The sequence below is a fragment of the Micromonospora sp. RL09-050-HVF-A genome (assembly GCF_019374995.1).
Lineage (GTDB): Bacteria > Actinomycetota > Actinomycetes > Mycobacteriales > Micromonosporaceae > Micromonospora > Micromonospora antibiotica.
This window is the reverse complement of record NZ_JAGKQP010000002.1, coordinates 3,084,173-3,103,876: the sequence shown is the minus strand read 5'-3', so window position 1 is coordinate 3,103,876 and position 19,704 is coordinate 3,084,173. Positions and strand designations below refer to the sequence as shown.

The window sequence follows — 19,704 nt, the reverse complement described above, 5'->3', positions numbered from 1 at the left end:
CGGCACCCGTCGGCCCGGGTTTCAGCCGACGATGGCGTCCGACGGTGGGGTGAACTGGCGGGTCGGGGTGCCCTTGAGACCGTCGCGCAGGGTCTGGGCGACCGCGTTGACCGGCACCTGGGACTGCCCGTCGCCGACGGCGTTGAACGGGTTGTCCGGGTCGGCGATGAAGCTCGCCGCCGCCAGCTCCGGGGTGTAGCCGACGAACCAGGCCGACCGGGTGCTGTCCGTGGTGCCGGTCTTGCCGGCGACCGGGCGGCCCACCGTGCGACGGACGCTGTCCGCCGTCGACCAGCCACCGCAGGTGCCCTTGGCCGGGGTATCGCCGGTGGGGCAGCGCGCCGCGTCGGTGGCGGCCCGCGCCGCGTCGGCGTTCACCACCTGCCGGCAGCGGGGCTTGGCGACCTCCCGTTCGATGCCACCGGCGGTCTTGTAGGTGGCCGGGGTGCCGTCCCGGTTGGTGATCGAGTTGACCGGCATCGCCTCGCAGTACCGGCCGTCGGCGGCGATCGCGGCGTACGCGTTGGCCATCTCCAGCGGGGTGGCGTCGGAGACGCCCAGGGTGAACGCGCCCCACTTCTTCGCCTTCGCCGGTGACGCCTGTTCCTTGTCGACGTCGGTACGCCAGCGCAGACCCAACTGCTCGGCGAGATGCACCCCCCGATCCGCGCCGATCTTCTCCTCCAGCTGCACGAAGTAGGTGTTGACCGACTTGCCGAACCCGGACCACATGGTCTGCCGGCCGGTCATCGCCCCACTGGCGTTGGACGGTGCCCACCCGTCGTAGACGGACGACCGGTAGCGGTACGGCGAGTCGAACGCGGTGGACAGCGGCATCCCGGCGTCCAGGGCGGCCAGCATCGGGAACATCTTGAACGTCGAGCCGGCCTGGTAGCCCGGGAGGGTGCCGCCGCCGAGCAGCGGGGCGACCGTGTTCGGGTAGTTCGCCTTCGTCTTCGGATCGGCCTCGGGGTTCGAGCTGGGCCCGTTGCCGCCGATGTCCAGGGAGTAGGTCCGGTTCACGGCCATCGCCTTGATCCGTCCGGTGCCCGGTTCGGCGACCACGATCCCGTTGGCGAAGGGGCTGCCGACGCCCTCCTTGGCGCGGACGTTCTTCTCGGCGGCGGACTGGACCTTGGGGTCGAGGCTCAGCACGATCCGGTAGCCGCCCCGGCGCAGCTTGTCCATCCGTTCCAGCCGGTTCTCCCCGAACGCGGGCTGCGCGCTCCACCAGTTCTTCACGTAGTCGCAGGCGAAGCCCCAGGCGTTGTAGGCGCTGGAGATCGCGGCGCAGTCGTTGGCCGGGGTGGTGGGCCGGGTCCGGATCGGTTCGTTCTTGGCCACCGCGGCGGCGTCGGGGGACAGGTAGCCGAGCTGGGTCATCTTGTCGAGGACGTAGTTGCGCCGGCCGGTGGCCTCCTTCTGGTCCGAGCTGAGCGGGTCGTACTCGGAGGGGGACTTGACCAGCCCGGCGAGGGTGGCCGCCTCGACGGGGGTGAGGGTGGCCGGGGTCTTGGAGAAGAAGATCTGCGCCGCCGCGTAGATGCCGTACGCCCGGTGGCCGAAGTACGCCGAGTTGAGGTAGCGCTCCAGGATCTGCTCCTTGGTCAGCTCCTTCTCGATGTCCAGCGCCATCCGCATCTCCTTGACCTTGCGCAGGCTGGTCTGCTGGGTGGCCTCCTGGACCTCCTGCGGCGTCTGTGCGCTGTCCCGTAGCGCCATCCGGACGTACTGCATGGTCAGGGTGGAGGCGCCCTGGGAGACGCCGCTGGAGCGGGCGTTGGCCACGAAGGCACGGGCCACGCCCTTCGGGTCGACGCCCGAGTGCTGGTAGAAGCGGTTGTCCTCGGCGGCGACGATGGCCTGCTGAATGTTCGGCGACATGTCCGACAACTTGGTGTACTGCCGGTACTCCTCGTAGAACATCGTCAGGATCGTCTTGCCGTCCGGCGCGTAGAGGTAGGACGTCTCGGCGGGCAGGGCGGTGCGCAGGATGTTCGTCTTGTGCTCCACGGCGTGCGCGGTGGCCTTGGCGCCCAGGCCGGTCACGGCGGCCAACGGGTACGCCACGGCGGCGAGCACGACGCCGGCGATCAGCCCGGCGCGGAGGAGGGGAACGGAACGGCCTGCGGCGGAAAGGGGTCGATTGCTCACCTGGTCAAGTTATGACATTTCCGATTCATCCATGAGAAGAACTCGTGAACGCCTCCGAGGTACGGCCCCATGCCGTGATGTGGCCCACGCCGGGATCGGCTGTCCCCCGCGCCGGCTTCCCGGCAGGATCGCGGTCATGCGTGGGCAATCGACCGGCACCGAGCCGCCGACCGGCCCGGGCCCGTCGTTCCCGGCCCGCCGACCGGCCCCGGGCCTGCCGGCACCGGGCCGTCCGCCGGCACCGGGCCGTCCGCCGGCACCGGGCCGTCCGCCGGCACCGGGCCGTCCGCCGGCACCGGGCCGTCCGCGGGGACCGAGCCGGATCTCGCGCACCACGGGGACGCCGAGGCCACCCCCGGCCTGGTCGACCTGGCCGTCAACGTGCGCCGCGACCCGATGCCGGACTGGCTGGCCGGCCCGCTCACCGCCGCCCTCGCCGACCTGGCCGGCTACCCCGACCCCCGGGAGGCCCGGGCCGCCGTCGCCGCCCGGCACGGCCGCCCACCGGCGGAGGTGCTGCTCACCGCCGGTGCCGCCGAGGGCTTCGTGCTGCTCGCCCGCGCCCTGGGCGGGGTACGCCGGCCGGTGGTGGTGCACCCGCAGTTCACCGAGCCGGAGGCCGCGCTGCGGGCCGCCGGGCACCGGGTCGAGCGGGTGCTGCTCGACCCGGACGACGACTTCCGGCTCGACCCGGCCCGGGTGCCGGCCGACGCCGACCTGGTCATGATCGGCAACCCGACCAACCCGACCTCGGTGCTGCACCCCGCCGCCGACCTGGCCGCCCTGGCCCGGCCCGGCCGGGTGCTCGTCGTCGACGAGGCGTTCGCCGACACCACGGGCGTACCCGGCGTCGAAGGTGAGCCGGAGTCGCTCGCCACCCGCCGCGACCTGCCCGGCCTGGTGGTGGTGCGCAGCCTGACCAAGACCTGGGGTCTGGCCGGCCTGCGGATCGGCTACCTGCTGGGTGAGGCCGCGCTGCTGACGCGGCTGGCCGCCGTCCAACCGCTCTGGGCCGTCTCCACCCCGGCGCTGGCCGCCGCCACCGCCGTCGCGTCCCCGACCGGGGCCGCCGCCGAGCGCGCCATCGCCGCCCGGCTCGCCGTCGACCGCGACCACCTGGTGCGCCGCCTGTCGGCCCTGCCCGGGGTACGTGTCGTGGGCCGACCGGCCAGCGCCTTCGTCCTGATCCACCGCCCCGGGGCCGACCGGTTGCGCCAGGTGCTGCGCGAGCGCGGGTGGGCCGTCCGACGCGGTGACACCTTCCCCGGGCTGGGGCCGGACTGGCTGCGGATCGCCGTCCGCGACCCGGCGACCACCGACGCGTTCATCGAGGTACTGAGGGAGATCCTGGAGGCATGATGCTGGAGACGACGATCGCGGCGATCGGTCCGCTGGACGGGTCGGCGATGACCGCAGCCCGGGACCTCCAGGCCCGGCTGACCAAGCCGGCCGGCTCACTCGGCGCCCTGGAGGAGCTGTCCGTACGCCTGGCCGGCCTGGCCGGGGCCTGCCCACCGCCGCTGCCCGAACCGGCGGCGGTGGCGATCTTCGCCGGTGACCACGGTGTGCACGCCCAGCGGGTCACCCCGTGGCCGCAGGAGGTCACCGCCCAGATGATCGGGAACTTCCTGGCCGGCGGGGCGGTGGTCAACGCGTTCGCCCGACAGGCCGGCGCCTCGGTCACCGTGGTCGACGTCGGCGTGGCCGCGCCGCTGCCGTTCTCGCCCGCCGACGCCGCGCCCGCCGCCGCGCCCGCCCCGACCGGCACCACCCTGGCACCGCCGCGTCTGCTCGACGCGAACGTACGGCGGGGCACCCGGGACATGACGGTCACCGCCGCGCTCACCCGGGACGAGGCGCGGGCGGCGGTGGAGGTCGGCATCCGGGTCGCCGGTGAGCTGCTCGACGCCGGGGCGGGGGTGCTGCTCACCGGCGACATGGGGATCGCCAACACCACGCCGGCCGCCGCGCTGATCGCCGCGTTCACCGGGGCGGACCCGGCCGAGGCGACCGGCCGGGGCACCGGGGTGGACGACGAGACGTACCGACGCAAGGTCGGCGTGGTGCGCGCGGCGCTGCACCGGCACCGGCCCGACCCGGCCGACCCGCTGGGGGTGCTGGCCGCCGTCGGTGGCCTGGAGCACGCGGCGCTGACCGGGCTGATCCTCGGCGCGGCGGCCCGGCGGGTGCCGGTGCTGCTCGACGGGGTGATCGCGGTCAGTGCCGCGCTCGCCGCCGCCGCCCTCGCCCCCGACGCGGTCGGCGCGATGGTCGCCGGGCACCGCTCCGCCGAGCCGGGCGCCACCGTGGCGCTGCGGCACCTCGGTCTCGACCCGCTGGTCGACCTCGGGCTGCGCCTCGGCGAGGGCACCGGCGCGCTGCTGACCCTGCCGATGGTCACCGGAGCGGTCCGGGTACTGCACGAGGTGGCGACATTCGACGCGGCGGGGGTTTCCGAGAAGTGAGCACCAACCCGTACCCCCTCGGCCTGCGGCTCGCCGGACGCCGGGTGGTCGTGGTGGGCGGCGGCGCCGTGGCCAGCCGCCGGGTGCCCGCCCTGCTGGATGCCGGCGCGGACGTCCTGCTGGTCGCCCCCGAGGTGACCCCGGCCCTGCAAGCGCACGTCGACGCCGGACGGTTGCACTGGCGGCCGCGCCGGTTCGCCCCCGACGACCTCGACGGGGCGTGGCTGGTGCAGGTCGCGGTGGACGATCCGCTCGCCGCCGCCTCGGTCAGCGCCGTCGCCGCCGAACGGCGGATCTTCTGCGTCCGCGCCGACGACCGCACGGCGGCCACCGCGTGGACCCCGGCGGTCACCCGGCACGGGCCGGTGACGGTGGCCGTGCTGGGCGGCGGGGACCCGCACCGGGCGATGGGGGTCCGGGACGCCGTCCGGGAGTTGCTCGCCGCCCGGACGGGCCCGCTCGTCGACCCGGGGGAGGTCGACCCGGGGGAACCGGTGGCGGACGCGCCCTCGCGGGCCCGCCGGAGCCGACGCCGGCCGGGTCCGGCGACGCCGCGACCCGTCCGGGTGGCCCGGTCGGTCGGGTGTCACTGGTCGGCGCGGGACCGGGCGACCCGGAGCTGATCACGGTGAAGGGGTGGCGGCTGCTCACCGAGGCTGAGGTGGTGGTCGCCGACCGGCTGGTGCCCGGGTTGCTCCTGGACGAGTTGCGCCCCGACGTCGAGCTGGTCGACGCCGCGAAGATCCCCTACGGGCCGTCCCGCGCCCAGGAGGAGATCAACCGGATCCTGGTCGACCGGGCGCTCGCCGGCAAGGTCGTGGTACGCCTCAAGGGTGGCGACCCGTACGTCTTCGGGCGTGGCGGGGAGGAGTTGCTGGCCTGCGCGGAAGCCGGCGTACCGGTGACCGTGGTGCCCGGGGTGACCAGCGCCGTGGCCGTGCCGGCGTCGGTCGGTGTCCCGGTCACCCACCGGGCGGTGGCGCACGAGTTCACGGTGGTCTCCGGCCACGTCGCTCCGGACTCGCCGGTCTCCCTGGTGCGCTGGGAGGCCCTCGCCGGCCTGCGGGGCACCCTGGTGGTGCTGATGGGGCTCAAGAACCTGGCCGCCATCGCCGACACCCTGACCCGGCACGGCCGGGACGCGGCCACCCCGGTCGCGGTGATCCAGGAGGGCACCACGGGTGGTCAGCGCAGCCTGCGGTCGACCCTTGGCGCGGTGGCGGCCGACGTGGTCGGGGCGGGGCTGCGGCCCCCGGCCATCGTGGTGATCGGCGACGTGGTCGACGCCCTCGCCACCTGACCCCGCCCGCCGGGCCACGGGGGGTGATCGACTCCCGTTCGCGAAGGTAGCGGTGTCCCCGCCCGGGGACACCGCTACCTTCGACCAGACGAGTCGATCGAACCAGTCGATCTACTGCTTGAGCATGTTGTCCAGCAGCAGGGCACAGCGGATCAGCCCGAGGTGGCTGTACGCCTGCGGGTGGTTGCCCAGCCCCCGCTCGGCCAGCGGGTCGTACTGCTCGGGGAGCAGCCCGGTCGGGCCGGCGGTGTCGACCATCTGGGCGAACAGCTCCTCGGCGTCGGTACGCCGACCGGTGCGCAGGTACGCCTCGATCAGCCACGCCGTGCAGATGTGGAAGCCGCCCTCGCGGCCCGGCAGACCGTCGTCCCAGTGGTAGCGGTAGACGACCGGGCCGCTACGCAGATCCGCCTCGATCTTGAGCACGGTGGAGAGGAAGCGCGGGTCGTCGCCCGGGAGCAGGCCGGACAGCCCGATCCAGAGCGAGGAGGCATCCATGTCCTCGTCGCCGTACGCGACGCTGTACGCCTCGACCTCCTCGTGCCAGCCGTTCTCCAGCACGTTGGCGCCGATCCGGTCGCGCAGCTCCACCCACTCCGGCCGGTCCTCACCGTCGTGCTGACGCACCACGTGCAGGGCCCGGTCGACGGTCATCCAGCACATCACCTTGGAGAAGATGTGGTGCCGGGGTGGGAGGCGGGCCTCCCAGATGCCGTGGTCGGGCTCGTGCCAGCGGCGGCGGACCGCCTCGACCATGTTGTCCAGCACCCGCCACTCGTCGTCGCGGACCGAACCGCGGGCGTCGGCGACGGCCGCGATCAGGTCGGCGATCGGGCCGAAGACGTCCAGTTGGAGCTGGTGGTTGGCGAGGTTGCCGACCCGGACCGGCCGGGAGCCGGCGTACCCGGGCAGGGTGTCGATGACCGCCTCGGCACCCAGCTCGTAGCCGTCCACCGTGTAGAGCGGGTGCAGCCGCTCGGGGTGGCCGCCGGTGCGCTCGATGCAGCCGTCGACCCAGCGCAGCAGCGCCTCGGCCTCCTCGATCGAGCCGAGGTCGACCAGGGCCCGCGCGGTCATCGCCGCGTCGCGCAGCCAGCAGTACCGGTAGTCCCAGTTGCGGACGCCGCCCAGCTCCTCCGGCAGCGAGGTGGTCGCCGCCGCCAGGATCGAGCCGGTCGCCTCGTGGCAGAGCCCGCGCAGGGTGAGCGCGCTGCGGGCGACCAGGTCCCGGGCGGTGGCGGGCAGCCGCAGCGAGGCCACCCAGTCCTTCCAGGGCTGCTCGGCCTTGGCCTGCCGGTCGTGGACGGCGACCGCGTGGTCCTCCAGGCTGTGCGTGCCGAAGCGCAGCTCCAGCACCACCTGGCCGCCGGTGGCGGAGAGGTCGACCACGGCGTGCGCGGTCTCGTAGCCGCCGTCGTTGCGGACCTGCCAGGTCACCCCGGGGGAGTAGAGCGCGACGGGTTCGTTGGAGCCGAGCACCAGCAGGCCGTCGTCCGACGGCTGGAGCTGGGTGGCGACCTGACCGAACTCCGGGCGGGGGGCGAACTCGATGCGGGCCCGGCCGGAGCCGGTGAGCACCCGGACGAGGGTGGAGTCGCCGGTGATGACGGCCGGGCCGTCCGGGGTGGTCTCCCGGGCCGGCAGGTCCAGCCAGTCGGTGACGGTGAGCCCCGACCAGCGGGTCTCCACGGTCATCGTGCCGTTGCGGTAGCGCTGGCCCAGCGGGATGCCGCCGCGCTCCGGCCCGACGGTGAAGTGCCCGGCGGGGCTGCCGCCGACCAGGTCGGCGAAGATCGCCGCCGAGTCGGGCTTGGGGTGGCAGAGCCAGCTGACCTTGGCCTCGGGGGTGAGCAGCGCGACGGTACGCCCGTTGGCCAGCATCGAGTGCCGTTCGATCGGCACCGCCCGCTCGCCGAAGAGCCAGTGCCGTCGGGTCTCCAGCAGCAGGCCGAGCGCCCGGGCCGCCTCGATCGGTTCGGCCACCCGGTAGTGCGCCTGGGTGTCCCCGGGGCCGATCTTGATGCCGAGGTCGGGGCCACGCAGGGTGCCGAAGGCGTTCTCGTCGGTGACGTCGTCGCCGATGAAGAGCACCGCGCTGGCCGAGAGCTGGGTGCGTAGCTGGTCGACCGCGGTGCCCTTGTGGGTGGCGACCACCGACAGCTCGATGACCTCCTTGCCCTGGGTGACGGTGACGTCGTCCCACTTCGCGGGCCCGTTGCGGACGGCCTCGACGGCGGCGGCGGCGACCTGCGGGTCGACCCCGCGGGTGTGCACCGCGACGCTGGCCGGCTTGCGTTCCAGCCGCACCCCCGGGTGGGCCTGGGCGATCTCACGCAGCGCGTCGCGCAGCCGGGTGCGGACCGCGACCAGCTCGGGGGAGAGCCGCTCGACGAAGCCGATGTCGAACTCGGAGCCGTGGCTGCCGACGAGGTGGATCTCGTTGGGCAGCCGGGACAGCGCGGCCAGGTCGCGCAGCGCGCGCCCGGAGACCACCGCGACGGTGGTCTGCGGCAGCGCGGCCAGCGCCCGGACGGCGGCGACCGACTCGGGCAGCGGCACCGCCTTGCTCGGGTCCTCGACGATCGGCGCGAGCGTGCCGTCGTAGTCGCAGGCGACCAGGAGCTGTGGTACGCGGGCGATGCGTCCGATCGCGGCGAGCAGCTCCGGGTCCATCGTCCCGGCGGCGGGGGTGATGATCTCGGCGGTGGGGGCGTTCACTCGGCCTCCGTTCCCGGTGCGCCCAACTCGGTCAGAAAGGACTTCGCCCAGTGCCCCACATCGTGGGTGCGCAGATGACGTTGCATGATCCGCATGCGTCTGCGGGCCTCCGGCTTCTCTACGTGTACAGCCCGCAGGAGGGCGTCCTTGACGGCGTCGGGGTCGTGCGGGTTGCACAGGAACGCCTGACGCAGCTCGGTGGCCGCGCCGGCGAATTCGCTGAGCACGAGCGCACCGCCCTGGTCGGCGCGCGATGCGACGTACTCCTTGGCCACCAGGTTCATTCCGTCTCGCAGCGGGGTCACCATCATCACGTCGGCCGCGACGTACATCGCGGCCAGTTCGGAGCGACTGTACGACTGATGCAGGTAATGCACCGCAGGCACGCCGACCCTGCCGAATTCGCCATTAATCCGACCAACCTCGCGTTCCACCTTGACCCGAAGTGCCTGGTAGTGCTCCACGCGCTCGCGGCTGGGCGTGGCGACCTGCACCATAACCGCGTCCGGAACTGTCAACTTTCCGTCAGAGAGGAGTTCCCGGAAGGCCTTGAGACGGAGTTCGATGCCCTTGGTGTAGTCGAGCCGGTCGACGCCCAGGATGATCGTCTTCGGGTTGCCCAACTCCTCGCGGATCTGCTTGGCGCGGGCCTGGATCGCCGGGTCCTCGGCCAGCCGCTCCATCTCCTTGGTCTCGATGGAGATCGGGAAGGCGCCCGCCTTCACCTGCCGCCCGTCGACCTGGATCATCTGGCCCTCGTAGCGCAGCCCGAGCAGGTGCCGGGCCAGCCGGACGAAGTTCTGTGCCGCCAACCGCTGCTGGAAACCGACCAGGTCGCTGCCGAGCAGACCGCGCAGGATCTCGGTGCGGAACGGCATCTGCATGAACAGCTCGATCGGCGGGAACGGGATGTGCAGGAAGAAGCCGATCTTGAGATCCGGCCGCAGCTCGCGCAGCATCGCCGGGACCAGCTGGAGCTGGTAGTCCTGCACCCAGACCGTCGCGCCCTCGGCCGCGACGTCCGCCGCCGCCTCCGCGAACCGGGCGTTCACCAGCCGGTACGCCTCCCGCCAGCGACGCTTGTAGGCGGGGGTCTCGACCGCGTCGTGATAGAGCGGCCAGATGGTCGCGTTGGACTGGCCCTCGTAGTAGCGTTCCAACTCCTCGGCGCTCAACGGCACCGGATGCAGGCGGATGCCCTCCAGGTCGAACGGCTCCGGGGCGGCGCCGGTGCCACCGGCCCAGCCCACCCAGGTGCCCCGGTGCTCGGCCAGGACGGGGTGCAGCGCGGTCACCAGCCCACCCGGGCTGCGTCGCCACTGCCGCCCCTCGGGTGTGCTCACCTCGTCGACCGGCAGTCGGTTGGCCACAACGACAAAGGAGCTACGGACGGTCACGATCGGCCACCTCCGGGTGCTGACGGGTCCACCGCGATGAGCGTACTGAGCGTAGCTGCGGCATCTGGGACCCCGTGCCGGAGTTACCTACCCTTCCCACGCCCGCTGAACCCGTACCGTGATCTTGTCAACATCACCAGCTCAGCGGTAGCGAAAGTGACGTGGACCCGACCTGGCGGGGTGATGTGGGCGCGGCGGGCCGTACCTGTCAGGATTGACGGTGGCGTGCGCGTGGCCGGCCCCCGGCCGGCGGCGGCGGGCGAAGTCGCAGCCCGCGCCGCGCCGCCGTCCAAGGCGACAGCAATCGACGGAGGTAGCCCGCACCGTGGCCCAGTTCATCTACGTCCTGGAAAAGGCGCGCAAGGCGCACGGCGACAAGGTCGTGCTCGACAACGTGACGCTGAACTTCCTGCCGGGGGCCAAGATCGGTGTGGTCGGCCCGAACGGCGCCGGTAAGTCCAGCCTGCTGAAGATCATGGCAGGGCTCGACAAGCCGAGTAACGGCGAGGCCCGGCTGATGCCCGGCTACACCGTCGGCATGCTCGCCCAGGAGCCCCCGCTCAACGACAGCAAGACCGTGCTCGGCAACGTCGAGGAGGCGGTCGCCGAGACCAAGGCCAAGCTGGACCGGTTCAACGCCATCGCCGAGCAGATGGCCACCGACTACTCCGACGAGCTGATGGAGGAGATGGGCCGGCTCCAGGAGGAGCTGGACCACCTCGACGCCTGGGACGTCGACTCCAAGCTCGAACTGGCCATGGACGCGCTGCGCTGCCCGCCGCCGGACGCCGACGTCACCCAGCTCTCCGGTGGGGAGCGTCGCCGGGTCGCCCTGTGCAAGCTGCTGCTGGAGGCCCCCGACCTGCTGCTGCTCGACGAGCCCACCAACCACCTCGACGCGGAGAGCGTCTCCTGGTTGGAACAGCACCTGGCCAAGTACGCGGGCACCGTCATGGCGATCACCCACGACCGGTACTTCCTCGACAACGTGGCCAACTGGATCCTGGAGCTCGACCGCGGCCGGACCTACCCGTACGAGGGCAACTACTCCACCTACCTGGAGAAGAAGGCCGCCCGGCTGGCCGTCGAGGGTCGCCGCGACGCCAAGATGAAGAAGCGGCTCACCGAGGAACTGGAGTGGGTCCGCTCCAACGCCAAGGCCCGGCAGACCAAGTCCAAGGCCCGGCTGGACCGCTACGACGAGATGGCCAGCGAGGCGGAGAAGACCCGCAAGCTGGACTTCGAGGAGATCCAGATCCCGCCGGGCCCGCGCCTGGGCAGCACGGTGATCGAGGCCAACCACCTCAGCAAGGGCTTCGGCGACCGGCTGCTGATCGACGACCTGTCCTTCTCGCTGCCGCGCAACGGCATCGTCGGCATCATCGGCCCGAACGGCGTCGGCAAGACCACCCTGTTCAAGACGATCGTCGGGCTGGAGCAGCCGACCGACGGCGAGGTCCGGGTGGGCCCCACCGTCTCCCTGTCGTACGTCGACCAGAACCGGCAGGGCCTCGACGGCGACAAGACGGTCTGGGAGGTCGTCTCCGACGGGCTCGACTACCTGATGGTGGGCAAGGTCGAGATGCCGTCCCGGGCGTACATCGCCGCCTTCGGGTTCAAGGGGCCCGACCAGCAGAAGCCGACCAAGGTGCTCTCCGGTGGCGAGCGCAACCGGCTCAACCTGGCGCTCACCCTCAAGATCGGCGGCAACGTCATCCTGCTCGACGAGCCGACCAACGACCTGGACGTCGAGACGCTGTCCAGCCTGGAGAACGCGCTGCTGGAGTTCCCCGGGTGCGCCGTGGTCATCTCCCACGACCGGATGTTCCTCGACCGGGTCGCCACCCATATCCTGGCCTGGGAGGGCGACGACGAGAACCCGTCGAAGTGGTTCTGGTTCGAGGGCAACTTCGACGCGTACGAGAAGAACAAGATCGACCGGCTCGGCGCCGAGGCGGCCCGCCCGCACCGGGTGACCTACCGCAAGCTGACCCGCGACTGAGCATGGCGGACCGTTTCGTCTACCACTGCACCCTGCGCTGGTCCGACCTGGACGCGTACGGCCACGTCAACAACTCGCGCTTCCTCACCCTGTACGAGGAGGCGCGGGTGGCGTTGATGTTCGCCGGCGGCAAGGCGTGGGGGGTCGGCTCGTTCGCCGACGGGGTCGTCATCCGCCGGCACGAGGTCGACTACCTGCGCCCGGTCGACTACGCGCTCGGTCGGGCCACCGCCCAGGCCGCGCCGACCGTCCGGATCGAACTGTGGGTGGAGCGCATCCGGGCCGCCTCGTTCACCGTCGCCTACGAGCTGTACGACGGTGAGGTGCTGGCCAGCACCGCCCGCTCGGTGCTGGTCCCGTTCGACCTGGTCGAGAAGCGACCCCGGCGGATCAGCGACGACGAACGGGCCTTCCTGGAGTCGTGGGCGCTGACCGACGGGGCGGCGTGAACGGCGGGTCCACCGTCCGGCCCGGGCACGGGCTGGCCGGTGCCGCCGACGCGGGAGCCTTCCTGGCCCGGCTGGTGCGCCTCGACCCGGCCACGGTGGTCCGGTTACGCCCGCTGCCCGACGTCGGCCGTACCGCCCTCTGGGCCCGGTTGCCGTGGGACGTGCTGGTGGTCCGGACGGTGGCCGGCCTGGCCCCCGCCGACGTGACCGTGGTGGCGGCCGAGTTGCTGGCCCGGTTGGCGGCGGCCGACGCCGCGTTGCCTCCCGGCCGCGACGACCGGTGGCGCTGGCCGTTGCCGCCGGGGGCGAGTCGACCGGTCGAGGTGTTGCCCGCGGCCGGGTTGCGGCGGATCGCCGAAGCCGCGGCCGGCACCCTGCGCACGGCCGCCGCCGAGGGGGTACGCGGCCGAGCGGTGGGGCAGCGGGTGCTGCGCGACGCGTTGCTCGACCATGTCGCGGTGACCGTCACGCCGGACGCCGACCCCACCGAGCCGGTGGAGGTGACCCAGCGGTTGGTGCAGGGTGTGGTCCGGATGGGCTTCCTCGGCCCGGCCGAGGTGACCGGGGCGCAGGAGGTCCAGGTGCGGGTGGCGGGCCGGTGGGTCGGCCTGGTGGGACCATATGGAGCCGCCTGGTCGCGGAAAGTTTCGGATCTCGCAATTCGTCCGGCGCGGGATCAGCCGAAAGTATGACCCCGGCTCATTCTTCCGGGTTGGTGCTGCCGTTGGGGGGTGTCTCAACCCGGCTGTCCGGGTACCGTCCATCCTCGGATCCAACGCACCGTAGGCGATTGGATCCGCTGGGGAGTGAGGTGCGCGAGCGATGCCGTGGTGGTCATGGCGCCCTGGTCCCGCCGCTGGCGGCGACACGGAAACTCGAAGCGGGATCTCGGTGGACAGCCCCCGGGTGGGGCCACCGGCTCCCCGCCAACCGGCGGAGGACTGCCCCAACACCGAGCGGCCCGTGGTGACCGACCGACCCGTCTCCGTGGCACCGGTCACCCTGGCCCGGGTGTGCGACGCACTCGACCTGCTCGACGTGCGTTACCTCGCCGACGGCGACGGCAACCTGCTGGCCATGTGGGAGCGGCACGCGGTGCTGGTCACCCTCGAAGGCCCGGAGGACGAGATCCTGGTCATGCGGGCCCGTCCGCACGCGACCGTCCCGCCGGACTGGGCCGACCGGGCCTACCGGGTGGTCAACGAGTGGAACCACACCCGCCGGTTCTGCAAGGCCTACATCGGTGACCCGACCGAGCGCGGCCAGTTGCCCATCTACGCCGAGTTGCAGGTGCCGCTCGGCGCCGGGGCGCACGACGCGCTGCTGGTGGAGATGCTGGACTGCGGGGCGGCCGTGGCCACCACCTTCGTCGACTGGCTGCACGACGAGGGTGCCCTGCTCTGACGGGCGACCGGAGGACCCGCCCCCGCCGGTTCACCGGGCGGCCGGGTCCTCCATCACGTTGACCATGAAGTAGGCCGACCGCTCCAGGTAGTCCCAGAGCGTGGCGGCGAGCTCCGGTGGCAGCGCCAACTCGTCCACCGCCCGGCGCATGTGGCTCAGCCACGCGTCCCGCTCGGCCGCCCCGATCCGGAACGGTGCGTGCCGCATCCGCAGCCGGGGATGCCCCCGCTGGGCGGAGTAGGTGTTCGGGCCGCCCCAGTACTGCATCAGGAACAGGGTCATCCGCTCGGCAGCCGGCCCGAGGTCGCCCTCCGGGTACATGGGACGCAGCAGCGGGTCGGTGGCGATACCGGCATAGAACCTGTCGACCAGCCTGCGGAAGGTGGGCTCACCACCGACCGCATCGAAGAGGGTCGCCTGCGGAACGGGCCGGGATTCGCCTGCGGAGGTCACCCTCTCATCCTGCCAGGTGTGCCGGTGCCACGGCCGCCGCCCGCCGGCCGATCACGTCACAGCGTGCCGTTGGGGGGCCCGCTCCCCGGGCCGTGTCGCCGTGCTGTCGGGCCGGTCCTCGGCGGGCCTGCCGGTGCCGGCGTTGGCCCGGTCGGCGGCGTTCACGGCGGCGTCGACCGTCGTGCGGTCCGGCCAGTGCAACGCGGTGAACAGCATCAGCACCACCCCGGCGGCGCTCCACACCCCGACCACCACCGGGACCGAGAAACGGTCGGCGAGCAGGCCGGTGGCGAGCACCGCACCGCCCTGGATCACCTGGATCCCGGTCGCCATCACGCCGAACGCGCGGGCCCGGTAGCCGTTGGGCAGGGCCCGCACGAACAGGCCGTTCGCGGTCGGGATCAACCCGGCGACCGCGAAGCCGCAGGCCGCCGCGAGCAGCGCGACCACCACCGGCGGAGGATTCAGCAGCGCCGGCACCAGCGCCAACGGGGCGAGCACCGCCAGCGGGCGCATCAGGGCGAGCCGGCCGCCGGGTGACACCAACCGTCCCACCAGCAACCCGCCGACGATGTAGCCGACCGGGTTGGCCGCCATGATGACGGCCTGGGCGGCACCGGAGTTCAGGCCGTTGCCGGAGCGCTCCCCGGCCCAGGCCGCGGCCAGTCCCTCCGGCACGATCGAGAAGAGCATCGCGCTGAACACCAGCAGGCTGATCGCCCGCAGGACGGGGGTGCCGAACACGATCCGGAAGCCCTCACCGGTCTCCCGCAGCAGATGGGTCCGGTGGGCCGCGCTCAGTGCGGGCTCACGGTCCCGTACGCCGAACTGGACGATCAGGGCCGACAGGCCGAACGTGGCCGCGTTGAGCAGCAGCGCCGCTGTCGGACTGACCGCGGCGACCGCCGCGCCGGCCAGATAACCGACCACCTGCGCGGCCTGGCCGGCGCTGGCGTTGAGCGACAGCCCGAGCACCAGGCGGTCGCCGGTGAGGATCGCCGGCAGCAGCGCCGACCGGGCCGCCTGGCCGGGTGGGTTGGCCAGGGTGGCGGCGAAGAGCAGGGCCAGGATCGCCCAGACCGGCAGACCGGGCAGCACGATCAGGGCGGTCAGCACCATCCGGATCACGTCGCAGGTCACCATCACCTGCCGGTGCCGGTAGCGTTCGGCGAGGGCGGCGAGCAGCGGACCACCGACCAGCCAGGGCAGGTAGCTGACCGCGAACGCGGCGGCGGAGAGGGCGACTGACCGGCTCTCCTGGTAGACCAGCACGGTGACCGCGGCCTTGGCGACGTAGTCGCCGACCCAGGACAGGATGCTGGCGGTGAAGACCGCTCGGAACTCGGCCCGCCCGAACACCTCACGGAAGGTGGCCGGTTGGTCCGGGGCCGGTCGATCGTCGGACACCGTCGCCTCCATCGGGCCCCGGCACCGGCCACTTGTGATGGCCCGGCGGGGCCCCGTCGTCAGATTCGCGGATCAGCGATGACGTGATCACGCTCCCGGGAACGCGTGCACCGGATTCTGCCCGATCGTCTGACAACTGACTAGGGCGAACGGATTGATCGTCGCATCCCCGACTGAACGAACGGACGATACCCGAGGGGCCGGCCGGTAGGCGAGCCCCGACTTTCGGGCCGGTGTGCACGGTGGTGCCAACCGGGTGGAGGTGTGTCCACCAGGGGCGGAGCCCACGATCCGCCCCGTCGGGCAGATGCCGCGAGACCTGCCCGACCGGTCGACCGGCACTGTGGACCCCGACCCCGACCCCGACCCCGACCCTAGTCCGGTCCGGGCCCGCCGGACGGCTTCCCGGTGGTCGTCAGGTCCGGTCGCCGGACCCGGTGCCGCCGGACCCGGCCGGACCGGTGGTGGTGGGTGCTGCCGGGCCGGTGGTGGTGGGTGCTGCCGGGCCGGTGCCGGCCGGCCCGGAGCCGGCGGGGGTCGCCGGGAAGGTGGTCGTGCCCATCGGGGGCAGTCCCGGATAGAGCCGGGCGGCGGCGATCCGCGCGGTGATGCCCGAGTTCTCCAGCGCCTCGGCGAGTCGGCGGCGCAACTCCCGGCCCACCGCGAACTGCCCCTCCGCAGTGGTCTTGACCACCGTACGGAGCACCGCACCGTCGACCGTGACCTGTTCCACCCCGAGCACCTCGGGCGGCTCGACGATCTCCGGGGCCAGGTCCGGGTCCATCGCGACCGAGGCGGCGGCCGTGCGCAGGACCGCGTTGGCCTCCTCGGTGCCGGCGAACCCGATCGGCAGGTCGATCACGACCAGCGCCCAGCCCTGACTCTTGTTGCCCACCCGGATGATCTCGCCGTTGCGGATGTACCAGAGCACCCCGCGCCCGTCGCGGACCGTGGTGACCCGCAGCCCCACCGACTCGACCACCCCGGTCGCCTCGCCCAGGTCGACCGTGTCACCGACGCCGTACTGGTCCTCGATGAGCATGAACAGCCCGGCGATCAGGTCCTTCACCAAACTCTGCGCGCCGAAGCCGAGGGCCACCCCGGCGATGCCGGCGCTGGCCAGCAGTGGGGCCAGGTCGAAGCTGAACTCGCGCAGGATCATCAGTAGGGCGATGCCGAAGACGAAGGCGGTGACCATGCTGCGCAGCACCGAACCGATCGCCTCGGCCCGTTGGCGACGCCGTTCGGGGACGAACTCGGTCGGATCGAGCGCGGCCGTCGGCACCCGCTCCCGCAGGGGACGCAGCAACGTGGGCACCGACCCGTGCGCGGTGGTACGGACCAGCCGGTCGATCGTCCGGTGCAGCGCCCAGCGGGCCACGAACGCCAGCAGCAGGATCAGCACCACCCGCAGCGGCTTGAGCAGGATCCAGTAGCTGCCCTCGGCGAACCAGGCCGACCCGGTCAGCCGGTACAGGTATTCGCAGGAGGTGCTGCCCAGACAGTCGGCACCCGAGCCGCTCCCGGCCCCCGGGCTGCCACTCGGCGCCGGGCTCGGTGCGGCGGACGGGACGACGGTCGACAGGCTGAGGGCGCTCACCCTGTCTTAGTACCGCAGCGGGTGCGGCGGCCGACGGCCGGCCCACCGGGGAGTCCCGGCCCATGATCGTACGACGTCGAACCGGACATCTTCCTACACCGTGCGGAGGGTTCCGCGGGTACCCCGGATTAGTGCGTGCATTACGGGGTCCGATCAGGGACGATTGGCGTCAACGGACGACGGTGATCCCGCCGGAGTCGGTCGTGGCCCTCGGCTGCCCGGGGGTCGACCGGCGCAGCCAGCGGTGGGAGCGGCTGGACCGGGAGGGTGAGCACGATGCCTGACATACGACCCACGGTGGGCTCCGGCGCGCTGGTTCTCAACGCCACCTACGAGCCGCTGTGCGTCGTGTCCGTGCGTCGGGCCGCGATCCTGGTGCTCACCGCCAAGGCTGTCTGTGTCGCCGACGGCGACGGCATCCTGCACAGCGCCCACGACGCGTTACCGGTCCCCTCGGTGGTGCGGCTGACCCGTTTCGTCCGGGTGCCCTACCGCACCCACGTGGGGCTGTCCCGCCGGGCCATCTTCGCCCGCGACGGTGGCCGGTGTGCCTACTGCCGAGGGCCGGCCGAGACCATCGACCACGTCTTCCCGCGTAGCCGGGGTGGTCGGCACGCGTGGGAGAACGTGGTCGCCGCGTGCGCCCGGTGCAACCACACCAAGGGCGACAAGACCCCCGCCGAGCTGGGCTGGCGGCTGCACAGCCTGCCGGCGGCACCGAAGGGCAACGCCTGGCGGGTGCTCGGCCACCGCGCGCCGGACCCCCGCTGGGCGGACTGGCTGGACCTGCGCGACCCGCTGCGCGAGGCCGAGGCCGCCTGACCGGGGTTGCCCGACCGGTCAGTGGGCCCGGACCAGGGTGGCATAGACCACGACGTTGTCGGCGTAGCCCGTCGCGCCGCCGACCCAGCGGCCACCGCAGGTGATCAACCGCAGGTTGGGGCGGCTGAAGTCGCCGAATATCTGGTCGGTCGGCAACCGCTCCTTGCCGTACCGCTGCACCTCGTCGACCGTGAAGACGGCCACCTGACGGTCGGCGCGGGTCACCTCGATCTCGTCACCGTCGCGTAGTTCCTTCAACCCGTGGAAGACCGCCGGCCCGGTGGTGGTGTCCACGTGCCCGACGATCACCGCCGGGCCGTACTGGCCGGGGGTGGGGCCCTGGTCGTACCAGCCGGCCTCTTGGGCGCGGGTGGCGTCCGGGACGGCGATGCTGCCGTCCGCGGCGATGCCGACCTGGTGTACGGGGGCGCGCAGGTCGAGCCGGGAGATGGCGATCTGCGTCGGAGGGCTCCCCGACAGCACGGGGAACTTCTTCGGTGGTGGACGCAGGCCGGCGATGAACCGGTCCGGCAGGACACTCAGTCCGGTGACCCGTTCCACCCCGAGCATCGTCACGATCAGCAGCATCACGGCGGCGATCGCCAGCACCGGAAGGCCCGGCCCGGTGCCGGCGAACCGGCCGCCGAACGCCGGTTGCCGGGGCACCGGGCGTACCGGACGGGCCTGGGTGACCGGGTCGGCGGTGGTCACGCTGGCGGAGAACGCCTGCCCGGCCACCCGGCGGAAGCGGACGGCCACCCGGCGGAGGCGGCGTGCGGTCCGGCAGGCGCGGGCGGCGGCCCGGCCGGCGGCCCGGCGGCAGCGGGTGGCGGCCCGCCCGGTCCGCCGGGCCGCCGCCCGCATCCGGTTGCCGCTCGGCCGGGGCCGACGGTGACGGGTACGGGCCATGGCGGCGGGCGGTCAGGAACCCGGCCGGGTCCGCCGACGGTTGCCGCCGAAGACGCCGAGCCCGGCGACCACGGCGACCACGGCCAGCCCGCCGACCAGCAGCAGCGAACCGGCACCCCGGTCGCCCGCCATGCCACCGCCGCCGGTCGCCGGACCCTTGCTCGGCTGCGCCATGTTCAGCACGGTCAGCATGGTGGAGGCGGTGTTGCCGTTGGCGCACCGCAGGTCGACCGGGTAGTCGCCGGCCTGCTTGTTGCCCGGGATGGTGACCGCACCGGTGAGGAAGCCGTTGCCGGGGCGCAGCACCACCCGCCCGAAGGCGTCCGAGTGCACGGTGGCCTGCTGGTTGTTGGCGTTGTCGCAGTTGGCCCGGACGGTGACCCGGGTGCCGGCCTGCGCGCTGTTCGGCGTGACCTCGACGAAGGTGTTCTCGCCGGCCCGCGCCGCTGGGGCCGCCATCAGGACGAATGCCCCGACCAGGGCGAACATCGTGAGTACGGCGTGGATGGCACGACGGTGCAGAGTGAGCCCCCGCATGATTCCCCCCTCCCGGCGACGATTCGCCGGAATCCTGCGACGGGTGTGCGGACCTGCATTCCCGCTGGCCCGGGGGCAAACCCGGAC

General features: G+C 72.7%; 14 protein-coding genes and 2 pseudogenes. 8 read left to right on the top strand and 8 right to left on the bottom strand.

What is annotated here, in order from left to right:
* Positions 1-21: 21 nt before the first annotated feature.
* On the bottom strand, positions 22-2,154 hold the full coding sequence (locus J7462_RS13345; protein ID WP_219464348.1) for a transglycosylase domain-containing protein: 2,133 nt from the start codon (positions 2,152-2,154) through the stop codon (positions 22-24).
* Positions 2,155-2,301: 147 nt separating this feature from the next.
* On the opposite strand from J7462_RS13345, the gene cobC reads away from it, so the two are divergent.
* The 3 genes and pseudogenes from cobC to cobA all read left to right on the top strand — a co-directional run bounded on the left by cobC (position 2,302) and on the right by cobA (position 5,919).
* On the top strand, positions 2,302-3,513 hold the full coding sequence (gene cobC, locus J7462_RS13340) for an Rv2231c family pyridoxal phosphate-dependent protein CobC (RefSeq protein WP_219470306.1): 1,212 nt from the start codon (positions 2,302-2,304) through the stop codon (positions 3,511-3,513).
* Positions 3,513-4,619: a nicotinate-nucleotide--dimethylbenzimidazole phosphoribosyltransferase gene (gene cobT, locus J7462_RS13335; protein ID WP_219470303.1), complete on the top strand. Its 1,107-nt coding sequence runs from the start codon at positions 3,513-3,515 to the stop codon at positions 4,617-4,619. Before cobC ends, cobT begins: the two co-directional genes overlap by 1 nt.
* Positions 4,616-5,919, top strand: a pseudogene (gene cobA, locus J7462_RS13330) (uroporphyrinogen-III C-methyltransferase). The gene cobT and the pseudogene cobA overlap by 4 nt, the downstream one beginning before the upstream one ends.
* Before the next feature lie 111 nt (positions 5,920-6,030).
* On the opposite strand, the gene otsB reads toward cobA, so the two are convergent.
* Positions 6,031-8,592, bottom strand: a complete 2,562-nt coding sequence (otsB, locus tag J7462_RS13325) for a trehalose-phosphatase (protein WP_208570485.1) — start codon at positions 8,590-8,592, stop codon at positions 6,031-6,033.
* A 41-nt stretch (positions 8,593-8,633) separates the two neighbouring features.
* Positions 8,634-10,034, bottom strand: coding sequence for a trehalose-6-phosphate synthase (locus tag J7462_RS13320; protein WP_208570450.1), 1,401 nt, complete (start codon positions 10,032-10,034; stop codon positions 8,634-8,636).
* 325 nt (positions 10,035-10,359) lie between these two features.
* On the opposite strand from J7462_RS13320, the gene ettA reads away from it, so the two are divergent.
* The 4 genes from ettA (at position 10,360) to J7462_RS13300 (ending at position 13,889) form a co-directional block, all read left to right on the top strand.
* Positions 10,360-12,036, top strand: coding sequence for an energy-dependent translational throttle protein EttA (ettA, locus tag J7462_RS13315; protein WP_219464347.1), 1,677 nt, complete (start codon positions 10,360-10,362; stop codon positions 12,034-12,036).
* A 2-nt stretch (positions 12,037-12,038) separates the two neighbouring features.
* The gene (locus tag J7462_RS13310) at positions 12,039-12,485 is read left to right on the top strand and encodes a thioesterase family protein (protein ID WP_208570452.1); all 447 of its coding nucleotides are present in this window, start codon (positions 12,039-12,041) and stop codon (positions 12,483-12,485) included.
* Complete coding sequence (locus J7462_RS13305; protein WP_219464346.1) at positions 12,458-13,177, top strand: hypothetical protein; 720 nt, start codon at positions 12,458-12,460, stop codon at positions 13,175-13,177. The genes J7462_RS13310 and J7462_RS13305 overlap by 28 nt, the downstream gene beginning before the upstream one ends.
* A gap of 130 nt (positions 13,178-13,307) precedes the next feature.
* Positions 13,308-13,889 (top strand): YbjN domain-containing protein, encoded by a 582-nt coding sequence (locus J7462_RS13300; protein ID WP_208570454.1) that lies wholly within the window; start codon positions 13,308-13,310, stop codon positions 13,887-13,889.
* Between the two features lie 30 nt (positions 13,890-13,919).
* Here the strand turns inward: J7462_RS13300 and J7462_RS13295 are convergent, their stop codons facing one another.
* The 3 genes and pseudogenes from J7462_RS13295 to J7462_RS13285 all read right to left on the bottom strand — a co-directional run.
* Positions 13,920-14,342, bottom strand: a complete 423-nt coding sequence (locus J7462_RS13295; RefSeq protein ID WP_219464345.1) for a globin — start codon at positions 14,340-14,342, stop codon at positions 13,920-13,922.
* Between the two features lie 51 nt (positions 14,343-14,393).
* Entirely contained in the window at positions 14,394-15,761 is a 1,368-nt protein-coding gene (locus J7462_RS13290) for an MFS transporter (RefSeq protein ID WP_208570456.1), read from the bottom strand.
* Positions 15,762-16,281: 520 nt separating this feature from the next.
* A pseudogene (locus J7462_RS13285) lies at positions 16,282-17,349 on the bottom strand (mechanosensitive ion channel family protein); the annotation flags it as partial.
* A gap of 276 nt (positions 17,350-17,625) precedes the next feature.
* Here J7462_RS13285 and J7462_RS13280 point away from each other — a divergent pair.
* Entirely contained in the window at positions 17,626-18,171 is a 546-nt protein-coding gene (locus J7462_RS13280) for an HNH endonuclease (protein WP_208570457.1), read from the top strand.
* 18 nt (positions 18,172-18,189) lie between these two features.
* Here the strand turns inward: J7462_RS13280 and J7462_RS13275 are convergent, their stop codons facing one another.
* Both J7462_RS13275 and J7462_RS13270 read right to left on the bottom strand, forming a co-directional pair.
* A complete protein-coding gene (locus J7462_RS13275) occupies positions 18,190-19,035 on the bottom strand; it encodes a class F sortase (RefSeq protein ID WP_219470301.1) in 846 nt (281 codons plus the stop codon).
* Between the two features lie 57 nt (positions 19,036-19,092).
* Complete coding sequence (locus J7462_RS13270) at positions 19,093-19,617, bottom strand: hypothetical protein (protein ID WP_255597709.1); 525 nt, start codon at positions 19,615-19,617, stop codon at positions 19,093-19,095.
* Positions 19,618-19,704: the final 87 nt, after the last annotated feature.

Bases quoted from the DNA above. Each gene is read 5' to 3' on its own strand.
- cobT (WP_219470303.1), top strand. From the start codon at position 3,513: ATGCTGGAGACGACGATCGCGGCGATCGGTCCGCTGGACGGGTCGGCG.
- otsB (WP_208570485.1), bottom strand. From the start codon at position 8,592: ATGGACCCGGAGCTGCTCGCCGCGATCGGACGCATCGCCCGCGTACCA.
- J7462_RS13275 (WP_219470301.1), bottom strand. From the start codon at position 19,035: ATGCGGGCGGCGGCCCGGCGGACCGGGCGGGCCGCCACCCGCTGCCGC.
- J7462_RS13270 (WP_255597709.1), bottom strand. From the start codon at position 19,617: ATGCGGGGGCTCACTCTGCACCGTCGTGCCATCCACGCCGTACTCACG.
- J7462_RS13310 (WP_208570452.1), top strand. From the start codon at position 12,039: ATGGCGGACCGTTTCGTCTACCACTGCACCCTGCGCTGGTCCGACCTG.
- J7462_RS13300 (WP_208570454.1), top strand. From the start codon at position 13,308: ATGCCGTGGTGGTCATGGCGCCCTGGTCCCGCCGCTGGCGGCGACACG.
- J7462_RS13280 (WP_208570457.1), top strand. From the start codon at position 17,626: ATGCCTGACATACGACCCACGGTGGGCTCCGGCGCGCTGGTTCTCAAC.
- J7462_RS13290 (WP_208570456.1), bottom strand. From the start codon at position 15,761: ATGGAGGCGACGGTGTCCGACGATCGACCGGCCCCGGACCAACCGGCC.